Source organism: Mesorhizobium sp. B3-1-9 (genome assembly GCF_006439595.1).
Classification (GTDB): Bacteria; Pseudomonadota; Alphaproteobacteria; order Rhizobiales; family Rhizobiaceae; genus Mesorhizobium.
In genome coordinates, this window is record NZ_VFTJ01000004.1 from 59,751 (window position 1) to 84,060 (window position 24,310).

At 64.4% G+C, this 24,310-nt stretch carries 18 protein-coding genes; 10 read left to right on the forward strand and 8 right to left on the reverse strand.

The features are described from left to right. The first annotated feature begins 421 nt into the window (after positions 1 to 421). The 9 genes from FJW07_RS08875 (at position 422) to FJW07_RS08915 (ending at position 12,590) form a co-directional block, all read left to right on the forward strand. Positions 422 to 1,582 carry an efflux RND transporter periplasmic adaptor subunit gene (locus FJW07_RS08875; RefSeq protein WP_246680711.1) on the forward strand — a complete coding sequence of 387 codons (1,161 nt, stop codon included), beginning with the start codon at positions 422 to 424 and terminating at the stop codon, positions 1,580 to 1,582. After that, positions 1,582 to 4,740: an efflux RND transporter permease subunit gene (locus FJW07_RS08880; protein ID WP_140855851.1), complete on the forward strand. Its 3,159-nt coding sequence runs from the start codon at positions 1,582 to 1,584 to the stop codon at positions 4,738 to 4,740. The genes FJW07_RS08875 and FJW07_RS08880 overlap by 1 nt, the downstream gene beginning before the upstream one ends. Before the next feature lie 187 nt (positions 4,741 to 4,927). Then, positions 4,928 to 6,142, forward strand: a complete 1,215-nt coding sequence (locus FJW07_RS08885; RefSeq protein ID WP_140855853.1) for an ROK family transcriptional regulator — start codon at positions 4,928 to 4,930, stop codon at positions 6,140 to 6,142. Next, on the forward strand, positions 6,139 to 7,392 hold the full coding sequence (locus FJW07_RS08890; protein ID WP_140855855.1) for a M20/M25/M40 family metallo-hydrolase: 1,254 nt from the start codon (positions 6,139 to 6,141) through the stop codon (positions 7,390 to 7,392). The genes FJW07_RS08885 and FJW07_RS08890 overlap by 4 nt, the downstream gene beginning before the upstream one ends. Before the next feature lie 35 nt (positions 7,393 to 7,427). Next, a complete protein-coding gene (locus FJW07_RS08895; RefSeq protein ID WP_140640126.1) occupies positions 7,428 to 8,489 on the forward strand; it encodes a substrate-binding domain-containing protein in 1,062 nt (353 codons plus the stop codon). Between the two features lie 85 nt (positions 8,490 to 8,574). Further along, positions 8,575 to 9,615, forward strand: coding sequence for a substrate-binding domain-containing protein (locus tag FJW07_RS08900; protein WP_246680712.1), 1,041 nt, complete (start codon positions 8,575 to 8,577; stop codon positions 9,613 to 9,615). Between the two features lie 43 nt (positions 9,616 to 9,658). After that, entirely contained in the window at positions 9,659 to 10,630 is a 972-nt protein-coding gene (locus FJW07_RS08905) for an ABC transporter permease (protein ID WP_140656577.1), read from the forward strand. A gap of 13 nt (positions 10,631 to 10,643) precedes the next feature. Beyond that, positions 10,644 to 11,843 carry an alanine racemase gene (locus FJW07_RS08910; RefSeq protein WP_140855858.1) on the forward strand — a complete coding sequence of 400 codons (1,200 nt, stop codon included), beginning with the start codon at positions 10,644 to 10,646 and terminating at the stop codon, positions 11,841 to 11,843. A gap of 9 nt (positions 11,844 to 11,852) precedes the next feature. Beyond that, positions 11,853 to 12,590 carry an ATP-binding cassette domain-containing protein gene (locus FJW07_RS08915; protein WP_181182599.1) on the forward strand — a complete coding sequence of 246 codons (738 nt, stop codon included), beginning with the start codon at positions 11,853 to 11,855 and terminating at the stop codon, positions 12,588 to 12,590. Positions 12,591 to 12,602: 12 nt separating this feature from the next. Here FJW07_RS08915 and otsB read toward each other — a convergent pair whose 3' ends face one another. The 4 genes from otsB to FJW07_RS08935 all read right to left on the reverse strand — a co-directional run bounded on the left by otsB (position 12,603) and on the right by FJW07_RS08935 (position 18,684). After that, entirely contained in the window at positions 12,603 to 13,385 is a 783-nt protein-coding gene (otsB, locus tag FJW07_RS08920) for a trehalose-phosphatase (RefSeq protein ID WP_140855862.1), read from the reverse strand. Next, on the reverse strand, positions 13,382 to 15,172 hold the full coding sequence (locus FJW07_RS08925) for a trehalose-6-phosphate synthase (RefSeq protein ID WP_140656565.1): 1,791 nt from the start codon (positions 15,170 to 15,172) through the stop codon (positions 13,382 to 13,384). Before FJW07_RS08925 ends, otsB begins: the two co-directional genes overlap by 4 nt. Before the next feature lie 150 nt (positions 15,173 to 15,322). Beyond that, positions 15,323 to 17,485 (reverse strand): amylo-alpha-1,6-glucosidase, encoded by a 2,163-nt coding sequence (locus FJW07_RS08930; RefSeq protein WP_140855864.1) that lies wholly within the window; start codon positions 17,483 to 17,485, stop codon positions 15,323 to 15,325. Between the two features lie 140 nt (positions 17,486 to 17,625). After that, complete coding sequence (locus tag FJW07_RS08935) at positions 17,626 to 18,684, reverse strand: glycosyltransferase family 4 protein (protein ID WP_140855865.1); 1,059 nt, start codon at positions 18,682 to 18,684, stop codon at positions 17,626 to 17,628. Between the two features lie 312 nt (positions 18,685 to 18,996). Between FJW07_RS08935 and FJW07_RS08940 the strand changes: the two genes are divergently transcribed. After that, on the forward strand, positions 18,997 to 20,202 hold the full coding sequence (locus tag FJW07_RS08940) for an ROK family transcriptional regulator (protein WP_140706630.1): 1,206 nt from the start codon (positions 18,997 to 18,999) through the stop codon (positions 20,200 to 20,202). Between the two features lie 84 nt (positions 20,203 to 20,286). Here FJW07_RS08940 and FJW07_RS08945 read toward each other — a convergent pair whose 3' ends face one another. From FJW07_RS08945 to FJW07_RS08960, 4 genes are read right to left on the reverse strand one after another with little or no spacing between them, the layout of a single operon-like run. Next, positions 20,287 to 21,081: an ABC transporter permease subunit gene (locus FJW07_RS08945; protein ID WP_140783614.1), complete on the reverse strand. Its 795-nt coding sequence runs from the start codon at positions 21,079 to 21,081 to the stop codon at positions 20,287 to 20,289. A gap of 2 nt (positions 21,082 to 21,083) precedes the next feature. After that, positions 21,084 to 21,941, reverse strand: coding sequence for a 2-aminoethylphosphonate ABC transporter permease subunit (locus FJW07_RS08950; protein ID WP_140855867.1), 858 nt, complete (start codon positions 21,939 to 21,941; stop codon positions 21,084 to 21,086). Beyond that, a complete protein-coding gene (locus FJW07_RS08955) occupies positions 21,934 to 23,079 on the reverse strand; it encodes an ATP-binding cassette domain-containing protein (protein ID WP_140855869.1) in 1,146 nt (381 codons plus the stop codon). Before FJW07_RS08955 ends, FJW07_RS08950 begins: the two co-directional genes overlap by 8 nt. A gap of 31 nt (positions 23,080 to 23,110) precedes the next feature. Continuing rightward, positions 23,111 to 24,142 (reverse strand): 2-aminoethylphosphonate ABC transporter substrate-binding protein, encoded by a 1,032-nt coding sequence (locus FJW07_RS08960; protein ID WP_140855871.1) that lies wholly within the window; start codon positions 24,140 to 24,142, stop codon positions 23,111 to 23,113. Between the last annotated feature and the right edge of the window lie 168 nt (positions 24,143 to 24,310).

The window sequence follows — 24,310 nt, forward strand, 5'->3', positions numbered from 1 at the left end:
CGGCTTGCGTAAGCGGATCGCATCCATGATCGCGTGCATTTCGGCGAACGCCGGCTCGCGGCGGTTTGCATCGTCTCGTCGCCCGGTGTTTTTCGATCCGGGTGCGGCTTTCCTGTTTCCCGCTTGAGCAGTTGATTGTCGCTCCGGACCGAGCCCCGGCTATGAACAAAATTTGATTTTGCCGCGATGGTCCGGTCAAGGCGGCCTCACGCATCGTTGAATGCCGCAGCGCAACATGACCGATCTGTAAGCTGACAGCGCAGCGTCGACAGGGCTACTGTCCCGCCGATCGACGAGGTCGATCCCAACCTCCAACCATCCTGAAAAGGCTAGGTATTCTGGCCCGCAGGTGGACGGCATCATGAGCATTTCATCAACGCAGCAAGCCAGTCGCAAACGGCAGCATCGCTCTCGGAGCATCGTGCTTTTGGCCGTACTCATTCTGCTTGGCGGCGGCTATGGCCTATGGCGCAACCACGCCCAGGCAAAGGCTGCCGCGAGCGCGGCGTCGGCGCAGCCCGCGCCCAAGGTTCCGGTCATTGTCGCCACGGTGCGGAAGGCCGATTTCCCACTTTATCTATACGGGCTCGGCACGGTGACGCCGCTGAACAGCGTCAGCATCTCGAGCCGTGTCGCCGGTGTCGTCGACCAGGTCCCGGTCGAGCAGGGGCAGATGGTCAAGCAAGGCGACTTGCTTGCCGAGATCGACCCTCGCCCCTATCAGGCCGCACTCGACCAGGCAAAGGCCAAGGAGGCGGAGGACGAAGCGACGCTCAAGAATGCGCAAGTGGTCCTCAAACGCCTCTCCACGCTCCTGCAAAAGACCTTCGAAACCCAGCAGGATGTCGACAACCAGCAGGCGGTGGTCACGACCACCGCCGCCACGATCGAGGGCGACAAGGCGGCTATCGAGGCGGCGCAGCTCAACCTCGACTTCACCAGGATCACGGCGCCGCTGTCCGGTAAGACGAGCTTCCGCACCATCGATCCGGGCAACATCGTGCAGGCCGGCCAGAGTCCCGGGCTTTTCACTCTCGTGCAGCTTCAGCCCATCTACGTGTCGTTCACGCAGCCGCAGGACGAGGTCGCGACCATCAACAAGGTTTTCACGGCCGGCCCCATGCCGATCGACACGCTTGGCGCGGATATGAAGACGGTGCTGGCCAGCGGTAAGCTGGAAGCGGTCCAGAACCAGGTCGACCAGGCCTCCGGCACGATTTCGCTCAAGGCGACATTCGCCAACCAGGACAATGCTTTGTGGCCGGGTCTTTCGGTCAACACGCGCATGCGCATCGGCACGATGTCAGACGCGATCGTGGTGCCGGACGAAGCCGTCCAGCATGGCCCTGACGGGCTCTTCGCCTATGTCGTCGGCGACGAAGGCAAGGTCCATCGGCAGACCGTCAAGACAGGTCCTTCGGATGGCGGCAAGACGGTCGTGACCGATGGTCTGAGCCAAGGGCAGCGTGTCGTGATCGCCGGCCAATACCGTGTGGTTGACGGCGCAAGTGTCGACGCCACGCCCCCACCCGGTGCCGGCCAGACGCAGGCTGGCACCGCGCAGCCCGGAGGTGCAAGCTGATGGCTGCGATCGGTGTTTCCACGCCTTTCATCCGCTACCCGGTCGCTACCTCGCTCCTGATGATCGGCGTGCTGTTCGTCGGCGTCGTCGCCTATCTCAACCTGCCGGTCGCGCCGATGCCCAACGTCGACTTCCCGACGATCCAGGTGTCAACCAGCCTGCCGGGCGCCGACCCGATCACCATGGCGTCGTCGGTGACCCAGCCGCTCGAGACGCAATTCGCGCAGATCCCCGGCATTGCCGAAATGACGTCGAGCAGCCTGTCAGGCTCCAGCCAGGTCACGCTGCAATTCGCTCTCAACGTCGACATCGCATCGGCCGCCGGGCTGGTGCAGTCGGCCATCAACGCCGCCGGCGGACAATTGCCGAAGAACCTCCCCAATCCGCCCACCTATAGGGAGGTCAATCCGACCGATTCGCCGATCATGCTGATCGGGGCGAGCTCGACGGACTTGCCGCTGACGACGTTGAGCGACGACGTCTACACCAAGCTTGCGCAGGTGATCAGCCATGTCGACGGCGTCGGCCAGGTGCTGGTCGGCGGCCAGCAGACGCCGTCGATCCGGGTCCAGCTCGATCCGGCCAAGCTGGCGGCAAGGGGCCTGTCGCTCGAAGCGGTGCGCACCCCGCTCTCGATCGGCACCGTGGACCTCCCCAAAGGCAACATCCAGGGCGAGGTGCGCTCCTTCACCATCTTCTCCAACGACCAGATGACCGCTGCCGGCGACTGGAACAAGGCCATCATCGCCTATCGCAACGGCGCGCCGGTGCGGGTCAAGGATGTCGGCCGGGCGATGCTCGACGCACAGGACTACACCCAGGCCGGCTGGGCCGACACGACGCGCGGCGTCGTCCTCGTCATCTTCAAGGAGCCGGGCGCCAACATCATCGACACGGTCGACAAGATCAAGGCGGAGCTGCCGATGCTGACCGCCTCGATGCCGGCCTCGCTCAAATTGCAGGTGCTTTCGGATCGCACCCAGACCATCCGCGCTTCGGTGGCGGACGTGCAGTTCACGCTGATGCTCACCATCGGGCTGGTCGTGATGGTGATCTTCCTGTTCCTGCGCAATGTCTGGGCGACGGCCATCCCAGCCTTCACCGTCCCGCTGGCGCTGCTCGGCGCCTGCGGCCTGATGTGGTCCGCCGGCTATTCGATCGACAATCTGTCGCTGATGGCCTTGACCATCTCCATAGGCTTCGTCGTCGACGACGCCATCGTGATGCTGGAGAACATCGTCCGCTACATCGAGCATGGCGAGAAGCCGATGCAGGCAGCGATCCGCGGCGCCAGCGAGATCGGCTTCACCATCATGTCGATCTCGATTTCGCTGGTGGCGGTGCTGATCCCATTGCTCCTGATGAGCGGCATCATCGGCCGCCTGTTCAAGGAGTTCGCGGTGACGCTGGCCATGACCATCCTGGTTTCGGCCTGCGTTTCGCTGACGCTTACCCCGATGCTCGCCTCACGCTTCATCAAGCCGGCGGCCGAGGAACACCACGGCAGGCTCTACCGCTGGAGCGAAAGCGTCTTCGACGGCATGCTGCGCGCCTATGAGCGCGGCCTCGACCGGGCGCTTGCGCATCGTTTCATCACCCTTCTGGTGTTCCTGGGCTGCGTGGCGCTGACCGGCTATTTCTTCACCCTTGTCCCGAGCGGCTTCTTTCCGCAGCAGGATACCGGCCTGATTTTCGGCCAGGTGATCGCCGGCCAGGATGTCTCCGCCGGCCAGATGCAGTCCTATATGGCGCAATTTGCCGGGATCGTCTCCAAGGATCCGGCGGTGGCGCATTTCGCGGCATCGACGGGGGGCAGCGGCAACACGCAGAACACCGGCCGCATGTTCATCCAGTTGAAGCCGCGCGACGAGCGCGACGCTTCGGCCGACCAGATCATCCGCCGGTTGCAGCCGAAGCTCGCGGTGGTTCAAGGCGCGCGCCTGTTCATGCAGGCCTCGCAGGACGTGCGTGTCGGCGGCAAGCTGTCCGCGTCGCAATACCAGTATGTGCTGGAAAGCAGCGACCTCGACACGCTGGACAGCTGGGCGCCCAAGCTGTTGACGGCCTTGCAGCGCCTGCCCGAATTGCGGGACGTCTCGACCGACCAGATGAGTTCCGGCACCACGCTCACGCTGCAGGTCGATCGCGACCAGGCTGCCCGCTACGGCCTGACGGCCAACGACGTCGACAACACGCTCAACGACGCTTTCGGCCAGCGCCAGATCGCCCAATATTTCACCCAGCTTTCGACCTATGACGTGATCATGGAGGTGCTGCCGTCGCTGCGCGGCAACCTCAAGGCGCTCGACCAGATCTATCTGACGACATCGAGCGGTTCGCAGGTGCCGCTCTCGGCCATCGCCAAGTGGACGACGAAGCCGGTGCAGCCGCTGGTCATCAACCATGAAGGCCAGTTCCCGTCGGTGACGATCAGCTTCAACCTGGCGCCCAATGTAGCGCTGGGACAGGCCACCGCCGCGATCGACAGGACCGCCGCCGAGATGCGGCTGCCCGCCACCATCCAGACCAGCTACACGGGTACGGCCCAAGCCTTCCAGCAGTCGCTGTCATCCGTGCCGGTGCTCATCCTCGGCGCATTGGTCGTGGTCTATTTGATCCTCGGCATCCTCTACGAAAGCTACATCCACCCGCTGACCATTCTCTCCACCCTGCCCTCGGCCGGGCTTGGCGCGCTGGGAACGCTGCTCGTCTTCCACATGGAGTTCAACCTGATCGGCCTGATCGGCGTCATCCTGCTCATCGGCATCGTGAAGAAGAACGGCATCATGATGGTCGACTTCGCCATCGCGGCGGAACGGGACCAGCATCTCAGTTCGCTGGAGTCGATCCGCCAGGCCTGCCTGCTCAGGTTCCGCCCCATCATGATGACCACCATGGTCTCGATGCTCGGCGCACTGCCGCTGATGCTGGAGAACGGCACCGGGGCGGAGATCCGCCAGCCCCTCGGCTACACGATGTTCGGCGGACTGCTCGTCAGTCAGGCGCTGACGCTCTTCACCACACCGGTGATCTATCTCTACCTCGACGATCTTTCGCATTGGCTGAGTTCGTTCCGCGGTCACGAAGAAAGCCATGACGAGCCGGAACTCCCGCTGGACGAGATCAGCCTTGCCCGACGCAAGCTGGCGGCCGAGTAGCGGCAGGCATCCCCAGAAGCCAGCAACGTTCTTTCGTAAACCATTGATCGCGACAGCGGTTGTCCGGCTGAATTGTCGGCGGAGCTCCGTCAGCATCCACCGTTCACGGGCGACGCAACAAGGTCGTTGACAAGCAAATGCTTGAATAATAAGTTCGGTGACAGAACGAATTAATCCGAGGCCCGCCGTGAGCGATCTGCCGCGTATTTCCCGCCAGTTCTCGCAACGCTCCGTCATGGAGGCGATCGTCCAAGGCGGGCCGATATCGCGGGCCTCGATTTCCAAGCTCACCGGCCTTTCGAAGCAGACGATCTCGGAAATCGTACGTGGCCTCGAGCAGGAAGGCTGGGTACAGGAGACCGGACGCACCAGCGGCCATGTCGGGCGCTCCGCCGTCACCTATGAGCTCGTCCACGACGCCGCCTACATCATCGCTGTCGACCTGGGCGGCACCAAGGTGCGCGTGGCGCTGACCGACCTCGCCTGCCAGATCTTCGCCGAAGCGGCGACGCCGACCGATCCGCGCGGCGGCCAGTTCATCATCGACCAGATCGCGGCGCTCGCCTTCCAGGCCGCGGCCAGGGAGCGGATTCCCCGCAAGAAAATCCGCCTTGCCGTCATCGGCGCGCCGGGCGCGCCGGACCCCGCGACCGGCCGCATCCTGCTCGCGCCGAACATCGCCGGCTTCGACGCCATGAATGTGCTTGACGCTTTCGAGAAGGCGCTCGGCGTCGCGGTGATGATCGAGAACGACGTCAATCTCGCCGTGCTTGGCGAGAATTGGCTGGGCCAAGGCCAGGGTATCGACAATCTCGCCTATATCGCGCTTGGCACCGGCGTCGGCAGCGGCCTGATGCTGGGCGGCCATCTGGTGCGCGGCGCCACCCATGCGGCGGGCGAAATCGGTTTCATGCCGATCGGCGTCGATCCGTTCGCCTCCGAATCGCTGCGCACCGGCGCTTTCGAGCGGGCGGTGGCGACGCACGCAATGACCGAGCGCTACAGATCCCTGACCGGCACCCAGGTCGCGGTCCCCGCGATCTTCGAGAATGCCGCAACAGGCGACAAGGCAGCGCTCACAGTGCTCGACGAGACGGCGCGCTATCTGGCGCAAGGCATCGCCGCGATCGCCGCCGTCGCCAATCCGGAAAAGGTAATACTGGGCGGCTCGATCGGCCTCAGGCCGGAAATCCTCTCACGCGTCAAAGCCTTGATACCGCTCTGCTTCCCCTACCCTATCACCGTCGAGGCGGGCGAGTTGGGCGCGCGGGCGGCGCTGATCGGCGCCGCCGCGATCGGCCTTGGCCAGCTGCACAACACGCTCTTCGGCGTCGACGCGCCGGACGGCCGGATTTCACTTCCCACCGCCCAGGCGGCTGCCCTGAAGGAGGTCGTGCTGTGACCAGCGACATCACAACCCGGCTGCGCGCCGCTCTCGATTCCGACCAGGCGCTGGCGCTGTTCAGGGGCGCGATCGGCCGCGACAGCATCACCGGCAATGAAGCGAATTTCGTCGACTTCCTCGAAGCGAAAATGCGCGAGCTGGGACTGAGCGGCTTGAGCCGCGCGGATTTCCTGCCCGGCAGGCCGAACATCTGGGGCGAGCGCAAGGGAACTGGCCACGGCAAGCGCCTGCTGTTCATCGGCCATACCGACACCGTCCATGTCGACGGCTGGCGCGAGCATTGGGCCGGCACCGAGCGCGAGGACCCGTTCGGCGCGCCCATCGTCGACAACGCGGTCTGGGGCCGCGGCTCGGGCGATCTCAAGGCCGGCATCACCGCCTCGCTGGCGGCGCTCTCGCTGCTCGACAAGGCCGGCATTCGCCTCAAGGGCGATGTCGCCTTCGCCTTCGTCGGCGATGAGGAAAGCGGCCAGCCCGGCACCGGCGTCTCCGCCGGCATCAAGCATTTCGTCGAGCGCATCGAGGCCGGCGAGGTCGCGGCGCCCGACTTCACCGTCTATGTCGAGCCGACGCGGCTTGCCGTCTACGCCGCGCAGATCGGCTTCTTCATCACCGATATCACGATCACCGGCAAGTCGGCCTATTTCGGCGTGCCGGAGCTCGGCAAGGATGCGCTGCGCGCCGCGCATGCCGCAATGACGGCGCTCTGGAAGCATTCGGATGCGGTGGCTGCCCGCGCCGAGCACAAGCTCACCGGGCGCGGCTTCCTGCTGATCACCGGCCTCACCGGCGGCGGCTATATCGCCGTGCCCGAGCGATGCACGCTGTCGCTGATCCGCAAGCTCCTGCCGGGCGAGGACCTCGACACGGCCGCCGCCGAGATCGAGGCCGCGGTGCGCGGCGCGATCACCGATCCGGAGATCACCGTGGAGTTCGCCTATCCGGCCGGTCGCGACCACAGGCTGGGCGGCACCGCCGCCGAGATCGACGAGACGCGCGCCGAAGTCGCCCTGCTTTCCGACTCGATGGCAGGCGCCATGGGCGGACGCGGCGTAATCGAGGGCGCGCCCTTCTGGTCGGAATCCTCGTTCTTCGTCAATCGGCTGGGCATTCCCGCCGTCTATTGCGCGCCGGGCGACATCCGCAACTGCCACACTTTCGAGGAGCACGTCGATGTCGAGGAATACCTCGCCGGCATCGTCGGCTTCGCAGCCTTCATGGCCCGCTATTGTGGCGTGGCCGACTGAAAGACCAACGAAACAGAAAATGGGAGACTAAAAACATGCTGATGAAGAAATGGATTGCCGCCGCCCTGGCCGGCGGGTTGATGCTCGCCGCCGGCGCGGCTCACGCGCAGACGGTCGGACCGCAGGGCGAGACCGCCACCCCGAGTTCCAGCCTGACGCTGAGCGATGCCGACATCGCGGCGCTGAAGGACAAGGGCTACAAGGCAGCCCTTCTGTGGCACACCTCTTCCGACTTCACCAACGCGGTGACCGCGGGCGCCACGGACGAGTTCGCCCGGGCCGGCATCTCGATCGCGGTCAAGACGGACGCGCAGTTCGACGCCGCCCGCCAGCGCAGCGACATCGAGACCGCGCTCGCCGCCAAGCCGAACGTCATCCTGGCGTTGCCGCTGGACCCTGTCACTTCCGCCGAAGCCTTCCGCCAGGCGGTCAAGGATGGCGTCAAGCTGGTGTTCCTGTCCAACCTGCCCAAGGATTACAAGCAAGGCACCGACTACGCCTCGATCGTCACCGACGATCTCTACCAGATGGGCAAGCAGGCGGCCGATGCCATGGCCAAGGCCATCGGCGGCAAGGGCAAGGTCGGCTATATCTTCCACGATGCCAATTATTACGTCACCAACCAGCGCGACCAGTCCTTCAAGAAGACCATCGAGAAGGATTATCCCGACATCAAGATCGTCGCCGAACAGGGCATTTCCGACCCGGCCCGTGCCGAGGAACTGGCCAATGCAATGCTGCTGCAGCATCCCGATCTCGACGGCATCTATGTAACCTGGGCCGAGCCCGCCGACGGCGTGCTTTCGGCGCTGCGCGGCGCCGGCAACACGCACACCAAGATCGTCACGCTCGATCTTGCCGAGCCGGTCGCCCTCGACATGGTCAAGGGCGGCAATGTCGCGGCACTCGTCGCCGATAAGGCCTATGAACTCGGCCGCGCCATGGCCGCCTCCGGCATGAAGTCCCTGCTCGGCCAGCAGACGCCCGCCTTCGTCGTGGCGCCGGCGCTGACCGTAACCAAGGAAAATGTCTCCCAGGGCTGGAAGGATTCGCTGAACCGCGATGCACCGCAGTCGGTGCTCGACGCGGCCAAGTGAAGCCCACGCTCCGGCTCGGCTTACCGGGCCGGAGCTCTCTTCCTGAACAAAAAGGGGAACCGATATGCGCAAAGCATTGAGTATCATGACTGTATTGGCGAGCCTATTCGCCGCTCACGCCTTCGCCGCCGAAGGCGTCACCACCGGCCCGAACGGCGAGAAGCCGGTTCCGGCGGCCTCGCTGACGCTGACAGAGGCGCAGGAGCAGCAGATCAAGGACGGCAAGTTCACCGCGGCTCTCGTCTGGCACGAGATGAGCGAGTACACCAACGCCGTCAACGCCGGCGCGCGCGACGAGTTCAAGCGTCTCGGCGTCGAAGTGGTGGCGCAGACCGACGCCGGCTTCGACGCCGCGCGCCAGAAAGCCGATGTCGAGACGGTGATGGCCAAGAAACCGTCGATCATCCTGTCGCTGCCGGTCGATCCGGCGACCGCCGCCTCGGTCTACGACCCGGCCCGACAGGCCGGCGTCAAGCTCGGCTTCGTCGACAATTGCCCGGCCGGCTACAAGCAGGGCACGGATTATGTCGCCATCGTTTCGGACGACCTCTTCCAGATGGGCAACAAGGCCGGCATCGCCATGGCCGAGGCGCTCGGCAAGAAGGGCAAGGTTGGCTACATCTTCCATGACGCCGACTTCTACGTCACCAACCAGCGCGACGGCGCCTTCAAGAAGACGATCGAACAGGATTATCCCGACATGAAGATCGCCGCCGAGGCCGGGATGGCCGACCCGGCGCGCAGCGAGGACATCGCGCAGGCGATGATCACCCAGCATCCGGACCTCGACGGCATCTATGTCACCTGGGCCGAGCCGGCTCTCAGCGTGCTCTCCGCATTGCGCGCCGCCGGCAACAAGCACACCAAGATCGTCACGCTCGACCTCAACGAACCGGCCGCGCTCGATATGGTCAAAGGCGGCAACATCGCGGCCCTTGTCGCCGACGAGGCCTACTCGATCGGCGTGACGCTGGCGCGTGCCTCGGCTGGTTCCCTGGTCGGCCTGAAGGCCGAGCCTTTCTATGCCGTCGATTCCATTGCCGTCACCAAGGAGACGGTGAAGGAAGGCTGGAAGAAGTCGCTCAACAAGGATGTGCCCGCGACCATCGCGGACGCCATGAAGTAAACGCGGTGGCAGGCTGCGAAGCACGCATCATCGGAGATCGAACATGTCCAGTGCCAACACCAGTACCGAGGTGGGCAGCCTCGCTAGCCGCTTCAATCTGCAGCAATATGTCGTCTATCTCGGCTTCCTGGCGATCTTCCTGTTCTTCGCTATCATGCTGCGGGACAGCGGCTTCCTCACCGTCCGCAACCTCTCCAACATCGTGCTGCAGACGGCGCCGGTGACGATCATGGCGATAGGCCTCGTCTTCGTCATGTCGGCCGGCGAGATCGACCTTTCGATCGGCTCGATCGTCGCGGTGGCGGCGCTCGCCGCCGCCGTCACCATCGCCTCCTATGGGATGGCGGCGGGCATCGTCGCCGGCCTGGGTGCCGGAATCCTGATCGGCCTCATCAACGGCGCGCTGGTCGCCTATGTAAGGCTGCCGTCCTTCCTGGTGACGCTGGCGACGATGGGCCTTTTCGCCGGTGTCTCGCGCTCGATGACCGATCTGCGTTCGATCTCGGTCACCAACGAGACCTTCACCGGTTTCTTCGGCTCGGGGTCGCTGCTCGGCGTGCCGTCGCTGATCTGGTGGACGGTCATTGCCATCGCCATCGGCCACCTCGTCTACCGTGAGACGCGTTTCGGCGCGCATGTGCTGGCGACCGGCGACAACGCCCGCGCGGCGAGCGTCTCGGGCATCAGCGTGCCCAAGATCAGGCTCGCCGTACTCACCATCAGCGGCGGGCTCGCGGGGCTTGCCGGACTGCTCTACGCCGGGCGCCTGCAAGCGGCGAAATACACGCTCGGCGAGACCGATCTGATGACGGTGATCGCTGCCGTCATCGTCGGCGGCACGCTGCTCAACGGCGGCAAGGGCTCGATCGTCGGCGCTCTCGTCGGCTCGCTGATGATGGGCATGCTGAACAACGGGCTGATCCTGATGGGCCTTTCGGTCTCCGACCAGATGATCGTGCGCGGCCTGATCATCCTCACCGCCGTCGCTGTGTCGCTGCGCGACAAATCCCGCTGAAGGAACCTTTTCCATGTTTCTCGACGTTCTGCGCCGCCGCAATCCCGCTTTCATCGAGGCTGCGATAAGCCTTCATCAGCAAGGCAAGCTGCCGGCCAATGCCTATGTGCTCGATCTCGACACGATCGAGCACAATGCGGCGGTCCTCAAGCAGGAGGCCGACCGGCTCGGCCTGAAGATTTTCGCCATGACCAAGCAGGTCGGGCGTTCGAGCTCATTCTGCAAGGCGGTGATGCGCGGCGGCATCGAACGCGCCGTGGCGGTCGACATGGGCTGCGCGCGCGCCACGCACAAGGCCGGGATGAAGCTCGGCCATCTCGGCCATTTGCAACAGATCGCGAAATTCGAAGCGGAGGCGGCGGCGAGCGCCTTCCAGCCGGATTACTGGACCGTCTTCAACGACACCAAGGCCGAGGAAGCAGGCAGGGGCGCCAAGGCCGCCGGCCATGTTCAGGACCTGCTGGCCCGCATCGCGGCCGAAGGCGACATTTTCTACCGCGGCCATGAAGGCGGCTTCGACGCCGGCGAGGTTGTCGGCGTCGCCGACCGGCTCGATGCCGTTCCGGGCGGCCGGTTTGCCGGTATCACCACCTTCCCTGCCCTGCTCTTCGATCATGCCGCGCGAAAAGTGTTGCCGACGCCCAATCTTGCAACGCTGAGCAAGGCCGCCGAGGCGCTCGCCAAGGCAGGGCGCAGGGAGATCGAAATCAATGCGCCTGGCACGACGTCGAGCATCATGCTGGCCGCGCTGGCCGAAGCCGGCGCCACGCAGTGCGAACCCGGCAACGGCCTGCATGGCACCACGGCGCTGCATGTCATGGAAGACCTGCCGGAATTGCCTGCGGTGCTCTACCTCACCGAGGTCTCGCATCTGTCGGGCGGCAAGGCCTACTGCTTCGGCGGCGGCTTCTATATCGACCCGATCTTCCCGGACTATGACGTCAAGGCGATCGTCTCGGCCGAGCCAACCACCACAGCCTCGGCGCTCAAAAGCGTCGAGGTGCCGCCGCCCTCGGCGATCGACTACTATGCCATGATCGACGCCTCCGGCGTGAACGCCCCCAAACCCGGCGACAGCGCCATCTTCGGCTTCCGCGGCCAGGCCTTCGTCACCCGCGCCTATGTCGTCGGCGTCTCAGGTATCTCGAAGGGCGATCCGAAGGTCGAAACCATCGAGAACGGCTTTGGCGAACCCTATGCCTGGCCTGTCTAGGAGATGACGATGAACGCGCCCATTCTGCAGCTTCAGGATATCCGCAAGAATTTCGGCGGCATCACCGCGATCGAGAACTTCTCGCTCGAAGTCTTTCCGGGCGACATCGTGGCGCTTGTCGGCGACAACGGAGCCGGCAAGTCGACGCTGGTCAAGATCGTCTCGGGCGTGCATCCGCCTTCCTCCGGCACGATAGCCATCGAGGGCAAGCCGGTGACGATGTCGAACGCCACCATGGGGCGCGCGCACGGCATCGAGGTGGTCTATCAGGATCTCGCTTTAGCCGACCAGCAGACCGTTTACATGAACATGTTCCTCGGCCGCGAGCCGCTGAACCGCTTCGGCCTGCTCGACCGCCGCCGCATGATCGCCGAGACGGAAAAGCTGGTGAAGGAGCTCGACGTACGCATCCCTTCCGCGCATGCCACCATCCGCGACCTCTCCGGCGGCCAGCGCCAGGGCGTCGCGATCGCCAGGGCGACGCACTGGGCAAGCAAGCTGATCCTGCTCGACGAGCCGACAGCCGCGCTCGGCGTCGCTGAGACCGCCAAGGTGGAAGAAATCGTTCTGTCGCTGAAGCAGCGCAATGTCGGCATCCTGATCATCAGCCACAGCCTCGACCAGGTGTTCAAGCTGTCGGACCGCGTCTGCGTCTTGAGGCGCGGCAAGCAGATCGGCGTGCGCGAGACGAAGAAGACCGACAAGAACGAGATCATCGCCATGATCACCGGCCTGCAGCAGCAATAGCGCTTGGCCGGCTTAGGCGACGAGATTGCGGCTGGCCGCTGGCGTGGCCGGCTTCCCGAAACTGGCTTCGAGCCAGGCAATGGCGCTCGCGACATCTTCGATGGCGAAGCGCGCCGCGGTCTCGCCTTGCGGCTTGACGCGGATCGAGATCCCACCCGCGGCGTTGACCGTGTCGAAGCCGTTCTCGTCGGACGTATCGTCGCCGAGGAACACCGGGCGCCTGCTGGTGAACGGATCGAGCTGCATGAAGCGCCGGATCGCGGCGCCCTTGGCCGCTTCCAGCGGCATCAGCTCGACGCCGGCATTGCCGGCGATCACGCGGTAGCCTTGCGGCAAGCGCGCAAGTGCTGCCTCGACCAATTCCGTCGCCCGCGCCAGAAGCTGGGGGGCAGCTCTCGTGTGGATGGCGAGCACCGGCCCCTTGCGCTCGACATAGACGGCCTTGCTTGCCAGCTCGAGTTCGATCTCGTCGGCGAGCGCCGCCATATCCGCCGGCTCGTCGGCGGCTTCGATCTTTCCGTCCGGCGCGAGCCTGTGTTCCAGCCCGTAGAGGCCGGCGATTCGCAGTTTCAACGGGTCGAACAGATGGTCGACGGCTGCTATCGAGCGCCCTGTGATGAAGGCGAGCGCACCGTCGAGCCGCCGCTCGATCATCTCCAGGAGAATGCGCAACTCCTCGCTGACCGAGACGGCGTCGGGATGCGCCGCATGCTCCAGCAAGGTGCCGTCGATATCGAGGAAAAGCGCCCACCGGCCTTCGGGCAGCGGCGGGGTAAGGTCTGCTTGAATGGTCATCGGAATCCGACTGCCTGTTTGCGTTCGAACATGGAGACGACATTGTCCCCGGTGGGGCCGGTCGGCCGGTCGTATAAGGCGGTGACCCGGTCGAGGTCGCCACGCTTTCTCAGTCGCGCCGCGTCGAGCAGCATGCTGCCGGCCCAGCGGTAGACATTGTTATCGCGCACGATGTCGCGCATGCGCCGCATGCGCTCGTGCTGCTCGTCCGTTCCCATGGTCAGCGCCTGCAGCATCGTCTCGCTCATCATCGCCGCGTCGTAGGGATTGACGATCAGCGCCTCCAGCAATTCGCGCGAGGCGCCGGCGAAGGTGCTGAGCAGTAGCACGCCCTGCTCGTCGTCGCGCGACGCCACGAACTCCTTGGCGACGAGATTCATGCCGTCATGCAGACTGGTGACGAGGCAGATGTCGGCGGCGCGATAAAGCTCATAGACCGAGGCTTGCGCATGGTGCTCGGCCACCATGACGACCGGCTGATAGGATTTGCTGCCGTAGCGCTGGTTGAGCTCGTCGGCATAGCGCAGGCATTCGTCGTGAAGCTGCTTGTAGGCAGGCAGCGTGCCCCGGCTTGGTGCAGCGATCTGCAGGAATACCACGTTGCCGACCGTTTCTGGATGACGGATGAACAGTTCCTCAAGCGCATGGAAGCGATCGAGGATGCCTTTGGTGTAATCGAGACGCTCGACGCCGACGCAGAGCTTGGCGCCCGCTGGAATTCTGAACCGCTTGCGCACGCGCGCCCTGCACTCCTCGACGGTCGGAAGAGTTTTCAGCAGCTCGACCGGCCACTCGATCGAGATCGGATAGGAATGCACCAGCGTCACCTGGCCGCCATAGGAAATGGCAGCGTCGGCTCGCTCGATCCGGCTTTCCATGAAACGGTCGACGCTTTCGGTGAAGTTGTTGGCGTGGAACTGGGTGTGGAAGCCCACGATCGAGCTGCCGAGCAGGCCGTCGAGGATGCGCTCGCGCCACGGGCAGATGCTGAACACTTCCGAGTTCGGCCATGGTATGTGCCAGAAGGTGATGACGATCGCCTCCGGCAGGCGCTCGCGGATCATGCGCGGCAGAAGCGCGAAGTGATAGTCCTGGACCAGCACGATCGGCCGCTCGTTGCGCGCCTCGGCAACCACCGTCTCGGCGAATTTGCGGTTGACGGCCTCATAGGCCTCCCAGTCCGATTCGCGGAAGATCGGACGCGTGAACGCGATGTGGCAGAGCGGCCACAGCCCCTCATTGGCGAAGCCAAGATAATAGCCTTGATATTCGTCGTCGCTCAGCCAGACGCGGCGCAGCGTGTAGGAAGGATTGCCGGGCGGCACTTGCATACGGTCGTTCCTGTCCACCACCGTCCGGTCCGCGCTGCCGCCGCCATAGGCGATCCAGGTGCCGGCGCAAGCGCGCGTGATCGGTTCCAGCGCCGAGACCAGCCCGCTCGCCGGCACGACAAGCTCGACGTCGCCGTCCCTGGTTTCGTTGTGGATATAAGGCTCGCGATTGGAGACGATGATGACCTGCGCATCCGGCAACTCGTCCGCGAGGATCTTGCGCAACGTCTCCGGCGACCATGTGACCAGCGCCGCGTCGACCGACTGCCCGTTCTTCTCGAACTCGCGCAGCACCTTGCGCGCGGCCTCGGTGGCAAAGTCGTCGCCGGAAGCCGGCGAAGCCGCGGCCCTCGGGTGATTGCGGCGGTATCGGGATATCGAAATGAAAATCGCGAATGCGGAAAGTCCAAGGCTTGCCAGAATGAGGACCAGTAACAGAACGCTATATTGTGTCATTGAAATGCCAGGCTGCCTCCGGCTGTCCGCTCTTTTGTTTTTCGTTCTTGCCGGCTGCGGACGGCAGACCGGTCCAGCTGTGCAACGCACGAACCGGCCAGGGGTTCCGACATTTTTCGATTGTTGAACGCGGGCTTGCGACGCCTTCTTCTAAGTCCGCACGATAAGCGGCACCTGGCCTTCATGACGATCGGAAAGGAAGGCGGCGACACGGTCGCCTACCCGCTGGAAGGTCAAGTCGACGACCTTGTCCCCGACGCTCAGATGCCGGAGCATGAGAGTATCGATACCGATCGGCAGCCTTGGGCGCGTGACATGCAATTCGCCTTCCCAGCCATCGATTTCCAGGCCCAGACAGGCCTGCATCAGCATGAAGGTGGAGCCTGCCGACCAGGCCTGCGGCAGGCAGGCCACCGGATAGGCGATTGGCGCTTCGCCCGGCGCCCGGGCGAAGCCGCAGAACAATTCAGGCAGCCGCATATTGAAATGCACGGCCGATTCGAAAGTACCGCTCATCAGCCGCACCACGCTGTCGCGTTCGCCGTAGCGGGCGAGGCCCACGCCGCAAAGCGCGGTATCGTGCGGCCAGATCGAGCCGTTGTGGTAGGACATCGGGTTGAAGAACACCGCGTCGTCGGCGAGCGTCCGCAGTCCCCAGCCGGAATGGAAGGCGGCCGACAGCAACTGGTCGGCGACCAGCCTGGCGCGCTCGGGCTGCGGCAGCCCGACGAAAAGCAGGTGCCCGGCATTTGTCGTTCGAACCTTGCAGGGCTGGCCTTCGCCATCGATGGCCAAGGCGTAGAAATTCAGGTCGTCCAGCCAGAAATCGCGTTCCACGGCGACCCGCATTTCCTCGGCGCGGTTTTCCCAGTGCTCGGCATCCGCGAATTCGCCGCGGCGGCGCGCGAGCGCCGCCAGGCCGCGAAAGGCGGCAAAGACATAGCCTTGCACCTCGACCAGTGCGATCGGCCCCTTGGGGATGCGGCCGTCGGCGTGGAAGACCGAATCGAAGCTGTCCTTCCACCCCTGGTTGGCGAGGCCGGACTCGGCGGCGCGCTGGTAGGTGACGAAGCCGGTGGCGCGGCTCGCCTCCTCTGTCCATTCGGCGGCAGCCTTCAGCGAGGGCCAAAGCTTGTCGATGAAGGCCATGTCGCCGGTGCGGTCGGCATAGGCGGAAGCCAGATGGATATAGAGCGGCGTGGTGTCGACACCGCCGTAATAGCGGCCGAAGGGAAGCTCGCGCAGCGCCGCCATCTCGCCCTTGCGTGTCTCGTGCATGATCTTGCCGGGCTGGGAATCGCTGAAGGGCGAAGTCTCCGTCGCCTGGTGCTCGGCCAGAAAAGCCAGCACGCCGCGCGCCAGTCCGGGATTGAGCCAAAGCATCTGCAGGCTCGAGATCACGCCGTCGCGGCCGAACGCGGTCGAAAACCACGGGATGCCGGCATAGGGATAAGGCCCGGTCGAAAGCTCGGTGGTGAGCAGCGCCACATCGGCGCGGGCGCGCTCGACCCAATCGTTGAACACGCGCCCCGAGCTGTGCACCGTGGCGCCGTGCCTGCGCTTGGCGCGCATGCCGAACCGCGCGCGCGCCGCCGCGGCGCGGAAGCGGTCGCGATCGGGCGCGTCGGCGACCGCGGGGCCGACCTCGACGTAAAGCACCTTTTGACTGCGCTTGGTCACGGCGATGAGGAAATCGGCGCGATTGTCGCTCAACTGGTCTGGCGCCTGCGAAAAGGAGATTGCCGAAAGTCGCGGCAAACCGTCCAGGCCATCATAGCCGAGCAGGACCGAGGTCTTGTCGGTCTTGGCGATATGCGTGGTGCCCCGCTTCATCCGGGTGGAGCCGCGCACCTCGAACATGTCGCGAAAGTCGGCGGCGAAATGCAGCGAGGCGGTGATGGTGGAATGCTCGCGGCTGTAGTTGGAAAGCGTGATGCGCTCGAACAGCCTGTCCTGCCAGATCAGCCTGACGCGCTCGATATGGATCGCGCCCTGCGGCATATCGCGGCCGGCAGCGCTTTGAATAGGCAGGTTGGTCAGGTTGGACGTGAACAGCACATTGTCCTGGCTGAGCGATGCGCCGAGCAGCGACATCGGCCTGCCGCCGATGGTCAGCCGGAATTCGGACAGCACGCGCGTGTCATCGCGGAAGAAGCCGTCGCCGGCGCCCCTGATGTCGCCATAGGCGTCGGCGACGGCGAAGCAGTCGCCCTGCTTGAGAGCAAAAAGCCGGTGCGGTTCTCGCGGCGCCGTCTCGTCGAGCGAGGAAAGGGCCACGGCAGGATCGAGCTTGCGCTCGTCGAGCTCCGTCATTCGTCACCTCTTTCGGTTGCCCCACCCTAGAGCATGATGCCGAAAAGTGTGAAGCGGTTTTCGGACGACATCATGCTCTATCTCTTTGATTTAGTGCCGGATTCAGATTTCAGGTCGAACAGACCTGAAATCATCCAAGGTCAGGAGGCCTTGGCCTCCGGCATGCCGGTCAGACGCATATAGGCAGAAAGGTAGTCGCGCGCCATTCTTGTCGCCGAGAACCTTTTCTCGAAGACTGCCCTCACCTGCCGTCGGTCGAGTTCGAGAAGCGCGGGCATAGATGCGACCGCATCCTCGACATTGGCCACGACGAAGCCGGTGACGCCATTGTCGACGATCTCCGGCAGGGCGCCGTTGTTCCAGGCGATCACCGGCGTGCCGCAGGCCATGGCCTCGATCGCGACGAGGCCGAACGGTTCCGGCCAGTCGATGGGGAACAGCAGGCCTGCCGCGTTGCCCAGGAATTCGGCCTTCTCGTCTTCCGTGATCTCACCGACATAGTCGATGCGGTCGCCATCGATGAGCGCCTCGATGTTGTCACGGAAATAAGCGCGGTCGTCGTCGCCGATCTTGGCCGCCAGCTTCAACTTCAACCCGGACCGCCGCGCGATCTCGATGGCGCGGTCCGGCCGCTTGTCGCGGGACAGGCGTCCGAGGAAGGCCAGATACGGCTCTTCCGCTTGCGGCTGATAAGTCGGCTGATAGGCATCGAGCGGCAATCCGTGATGGATCGTGGCGAGCCAATTCGCATCCGGCAAACCGCGCTTCTGGCTTTGTGAAATCGAGATCATCGGGAAACGCGGGAAACGTTGGTAGGCCGGCGCCAGGTCGACATAGTCGAGCCGGCCATGCGGCGTCGTCACCGTGCGACCCGCGGTCTCTTCGAAAAACGGAAAATGCAGGAAGTGGCTGAGATGGAAATGGATGACGTCGAACTCGCCGGCGCGCTCACGAACATCGGCGAGCATCGCCAGATGCGCGGCGATTTCCGATTTCTTCGGCCGCCGGTCGAGGCGGATCGCCTGGTCGCGACCTGGCACCAGTCGCGCCGATGTCTCGCTGTCGCCGCTCGCGAACAGCGTGACGTCATGCCCGAGCTCGACGAGTGCTTCGGTGATGTAGAAGACGATCCGCTCGGTGCCGCCATAAAGTTTCGGCGGCACGGATTCGTAGAGCGGCGCGACATGGGCTATGCGCATCGGGTCCCTCGACTGCTGACGCGAAGCAAAATGCGTCAGCCGCGAGATCGTTCCTGCCCAATTGGTCGCGGGTCAAAGCAATTCCAGGAAAAGTGCGAAGCGGTTTTCCGTCCGGAATTGCGTAAAACAATCTAGGCTCAGGACTTACGACCACGCCGCGCCAGCATGTTCATCACCACCAAATTCCGATATTTCGGCTGCGAGCCTGCGGGTTGGCTGAGGCTTTTGGCCAATTACTCAGCGTCGATATAATTAAATCAACTTGATTTTCTAAAGTAGCAATCTACAGTTTCCGTGACTGGTAACGACCGCATGACCCTCAAAAAAGCCATCTCCGGCACAAATCTCGAGCAGGCGAAATCGCACAATCGGCGCGTTGTGATCGAAGCGATCCGCGTCAACGGCGCGCTGTCGCGGGCCGCGATCGCCAGGCTGACAGCGCTGTCGTCGCAGACCATCTCCAACATCGTCGAGGAATTGGAAGCGGCCGGGCTGCTGCGTCCTGAAGCAACGCTGAAAGGCGCGCGCGGCCAGCCCGCCGTTCCCTACTCCATCAACCCGGATGGCGGTTATTCGATCGGCCTGCAGCTCGACCACCAGCTAGCCGTTGGCGTCGTCACAGATCTTTCCGGCGCCGTGCGCGCGCGCATCGAGAGACATGTCGACCGGCCGACTCCCACTGAGGCCATGCCCCTGCTTGCCGCGATCTCAAGCGACCTGATCGCAACCTGCCGACTGGACCGGACAAGACTGCTTGGCGCCGGCATGGCGATGCCCGGGCCGTTCGGCGTCGAAGGCATGACTTCGGTCGGCCCGACGGCCCTTCCCGGCTGGCACGACTTTCCGGTCGCCGACGAACTGGAACGGCTCACAGGCATCACCGTCACCGTCGAGAATGACGCCACGGCGGCAGCCATCGGCGAGCGGCTTTATGGCGTTGCACGCAAGCTCGGCAGCTTTGTCTATCTCTTCATCGGGACGGGCCTCGGCGCCGGCCTTTTCCTCGACGGCCATCTCTACAAGGGCTCTCGCCACAATGCCGGCGAGATCGGCCACATCATCGTCAAGCCAGGCGGCCTGCCCTGCGATTGCGGCAAGCGCGGCTGCCTCGAGCGCTACGTCTCGCTGCGCGCTGCCTATGACAAGCTCGACCTGCCGGATCCCGACCATGCTTCTCCCGACCTGCTGGAAGAGCTTTTGGCAAAGGGCGACAGCCGGTTCGAAGCCTGGCTCGCCGAGGCGGTCGATCCGCTGCGGCAGGCGATCGATATCCTGGAAATGGCGCTCGATCCCGAGACCGTCGTGCTCGGCGGCTTCATGCCGCTGCCTGTGATCGAGGCGCTGGCCGGCCGGCTCGAACCGCTCCATCTCTCGGTGAGCTCGACCAGAGCCCGCGTCGCGCCACGCGTCGTGGTGGGCGCCGCGGGAAAGGACACGTCCGTCCTCGGCGCCGCGGCCTTGCCGATCTTTTCGGAAACCAATCCGCAGTTCGACGTGCTGCAGAAGCCGGTGGGCTAAAGGCAATTCCAAGAAAAGTGTGACGCGGTCAGGCTCGGCGGCTTCGCCGTAGCCTTCCGTCCGGAATTGCGTCGAAACAAGGCGCTATCGCGTCTGGCGTCCGGTCAGCCGCTCCAGCCCGAGCAGCAGCAACAGCGTCACGGCGACGAGCACCATGGTCAGCGCCGCGCCCGCGAAGACGTCGCCGCGATCGGTCAGGCTGAAGATCGATACCGGCAGCGTCACCCAGCCCGGCGGATAAACCATCACCGTCGCGCCGAGCTCGCCCATCGACAGCGCGAAGCTCAAGCCGAAGGCGGCGACCAGGTAAGGCGTGAGCAATGGCAGCGTGACATGCCAGAGTCGGTACGCAGGACGCGCCCCGAGGCTCGACGCCACTTGCTCGAAGTCCGGCGAAAGCCGCGCCAGCCCGGCCGAGACATTGCCGAAGGTGAAGGCCGAGATCAGCACGAAATGCGCGACCATGACGATGGCGATCGTACCGTTGAGCAGCAGCGGCGGATGGCTGAAGGCAACCAGCAAGCCGAGACCCACGGACACCGAAGGCACCGCGCTTGGGATGAAGAACAAAAGCCCGAGCACTCTCGCCAGCGTGGCGTCCTGGACACGCAGCGCGAGCGCCGCCCAGGTGCCGCTGACCAGGGCCAGCGCGCTGGCAAGACAGCCGGTGATCAGACTGGCCTGCACCGCTTTCCACGCGGCGCCCTGCATGACATCGCTGTAGTGCTCGACCGTCAGTCCGCTCGGCAGCACGCCGTTCCACTGGTCGGCCAGGCTGGAGAGCAGGATGACGGCGAGCGGAGCCAGGAACAAGACGCCGAACAACAGCGCGAAGACTGTCCAGATCAGCATGCGACCGGGGCGCGACCAGACCAGCATCTTTATGCTCCCAGCCGGCCGGCGGCGAACCGGTAGAGGCCGAACAGCCCGAGCGACAGCGCGATGTTGATGACGGCGATGATGCAGGCGATCTGATAGGCCGATTCCTGGATGGCCTTGCTGTAGATGAGCAGCGGCAAAGTGATGACGCCCTTGGCGCCGATGAACAGCACGATGCCGAATTCGTTGACCGTCAACAAAAGGCAGAGGCTGCCGCCGGCAATCAGCGCCGGAACGGCGGCGGGCAGAATGACCTGGCGAACGATGCGGAACGGCCGCGCGCCAAGCACGCTCGCCGCTTCGATCTGGCCGCGATCGACCAGCGAAAACGCGGCGAGCAGCGGACGCAGCACGAAGGGCGAGTAGACGGTGACCTCGGCCAGGACCACGCCCCAGGTCGAGTAGAGGAAGTTGACGGGCGACGCCTGCAGCGAGAACACTTCCATCAGCCCGGCGTTGAGCATACCGGCCGAGCCGTAGAGGAAGGTGAAGGCAAGCGTCACCAGGAAGGTCGGCAAGGCGATGAAGGTGTCGATCAGCCGGGCGATCACGCCGCTGCCGGGAAACGGCACGAAGGCGAGGATCAGTCCCAACACCAGCCCGACGATAAGGCATCCGGCGGTCGCGGCGACCGAAATGGTGATGGTGTTGATGAGCGCGTTGAGGAAGAAGCGCGCATGCAGCACACGCACGAATTCGGCGACATTGGCCATGCCGCTGTCGTCGGTAAAAGCCTGCTGGACGATCAGCACCAACGGATAGAAGAACAGCAGCGCCAGCAGCGCCGCCGGCGGCACGATCCAGAGCCGGCCGGGCACCTTTCTGGTTATCTGCGCGGGAATGACGGCCGCGTCAGCCACGGACGTCTTCCGGAACGAGCGAGGTGTCGCCGGGCGTGAAGAACAGCGGCATCGCCGAGCCGCGCTCCGGCAGGCTCACCGGCAGCCTGGTCGCCGAGACGCGCACCGGCGTGCCGTCGACATCGAGCACCAGATGGGTGAGTTCGCCCTGCCAGTGCACTTCCTTCAGCGTGCCGACGATCCGGTTGGTGTGTTCCTCGTCGCCGGTGAGGCTCAGATGCTGTGGCCTGATGCAGAGCAAGGTCTTGTCGCCGGGCTTTTCGCCGCGCGCGGCGCCCGCAAGCACGGCATCGCCGAGCTTCGCCTTGGCCAGTCCCTTCGGCCCGGCGCCTTCCGCGACGGTCACCGGCAAAAGATTCGCGCGGCCGAGGAACTCGGCCGTGAAGCGGTTCGGCGGTCGGCGGTAAAGTTCCCCCGTCGGCCCGTGCGAGGACACCCGGCCGTCGCGCATGATGGCGATCTTGTCGGCAAGCGTCAGCGCTTCGGTCTGGTCGTGGGTGACATAGAGAATCGTCAGTCCAGGCAGGTCGCGATGCAGCTTGGCGATCTCCTCGACCATGTTGCGCCTGATCTGCGCGTCCAGCGCCGAAAGCGGCTCGTCGAGCAGGAGCACGCGCGGCCTGACCGCAAGCGCCCGCGCGATGGCGACACGCTGCTGCTGGCCGCCGGAAAGCTCGCGCGGATAGCGTTTGGCAAAGCCCGACATGCCGACGGTCGCAAGCGAGTCCTTGACGCGCTCGGCAACCAGCGCCTTGTCGGCGCCTTGGGCTCTCAGACCAAAGGCGACGTTGTCTTCGACCCGCATATGCGGAAACAACGCGTAATTCTGCACCACCATGCCGAGCCCGCGCTCATAGGGCGGGAGATCGGTCACGTCGGTGGCGCCGATGCGGATGCGGCCGCTGGCCGGCCGGACGAAGCCGGCGACGGCCCGGAGCGCCGTCGTCTTGCCGGAGCCGGAGGGCCCGATCATCGCCAGGATCTCGCCAGGCGCGATGTCGAGCGTCAGCGGATGCAGCACGACATGCCCGCCATAGGCGACACTGACCTTGTCGAAGTGGACATTGGAGCCGGCGCCGCGAATTTTCGCGGCGTCGACGTCCATGACATTGCTTCCCGTGAAAGCGGGCACCGACATGGCTGCTCCTCCGGATTTGCCCACCAGAAGATCAACTTCCCGTCGCTTCGTTCCACTTCTTGACGTAGTCGGGCAGCTTGGTGAGCGCATCGTCCCAGTTCGGCGCCCAGATGGTCACGCCCTTCATCGCCTCCTGCGCCTTGGCGAAATTGGTGTCGTCCGGCTTCACGTCCTTGCGGGCCGGCATGCCGAGCGCGACCGAGCTTACCGTCGACTGCGCTTCCTTGGAGAGCAGGAACTCAATCAGCTTCTTGCCGTTGTCGCTGTTGGGCGCGCCGGTGACCAGGCCGATCTCATAGGGCAGCGCGAAGGTGGAGTGGGTGCCGTCCGGGCCCGCGGGCCAGAACACCTTGATGTTCGGGTTGTCGGCCATCTGCGACATGTTCATCTGCAGGTCGCCATTGGCGACATGCAACTCGCCCTTGTTGACCAACGCGGTCAGCTTGCCGGTCGAGGCGGACGGGCCGACATTGTTGTCCTGCAGCTTCTTCATGAATTCGAAGCCGGCGTCCTCGCCGCCGAAGGCGTGGATGATCTCAAGCATGACAGCGGTGCCGTCGCCGGCCTGGCCGGGCGTCGAATACTGGATCTTGCCCTTGAATTTCGGATCGAGCAGGTCGTTGTAGCTCTTCGGCGCTTCCGACAGCACGGCGCTGTTGTAGATGAAGTTCATGTAGTTGTTGACCAGCGGCCGGTACTTGTCGGTGCCGCCATCGATCTGGTCGGAGCCTTCGGGCTTGAAATCCTGCAGCAAGCCGTCGGCTGCGGCACGCTGGATGAAGGGCGGCAGCGTGACGAGAACGTCGGCCTGCGGGTTCGACTTCTCCTTGGCCACGCGTTCGACGACGCCGCCCGAACCGCCCTCGATATACTGCACGGTGATGCCGGTGGCCTTGGTGAAGGCGGCGAACTCGGTCTCGTACCAGCTGCCATTGCCGTCATGCAGGCCATCGGCCGAGTAGATGGTGACGACGCCGTCGGCGAAGGCCGGCGCGATGAGCGCCGACGAGCCCAACAGTGCCGCGGTAAAGGCCAGAGCTACGGTGAGATTTCGCGATTTCATGGTCAGTTCCCCTTTGATTGAAAGGCACAATCTGCGACGCACTCGTGATGGCGTTGGTCGGCCCGCCAAGGGCTCAGTAGCGCTGGTGCATGTCGTCGTTGTGTCAACTTTGAGGGTCGCCGATCGATAAGTAAAATCTATTTATTTTATGACTGGCAAGTCTCTGCT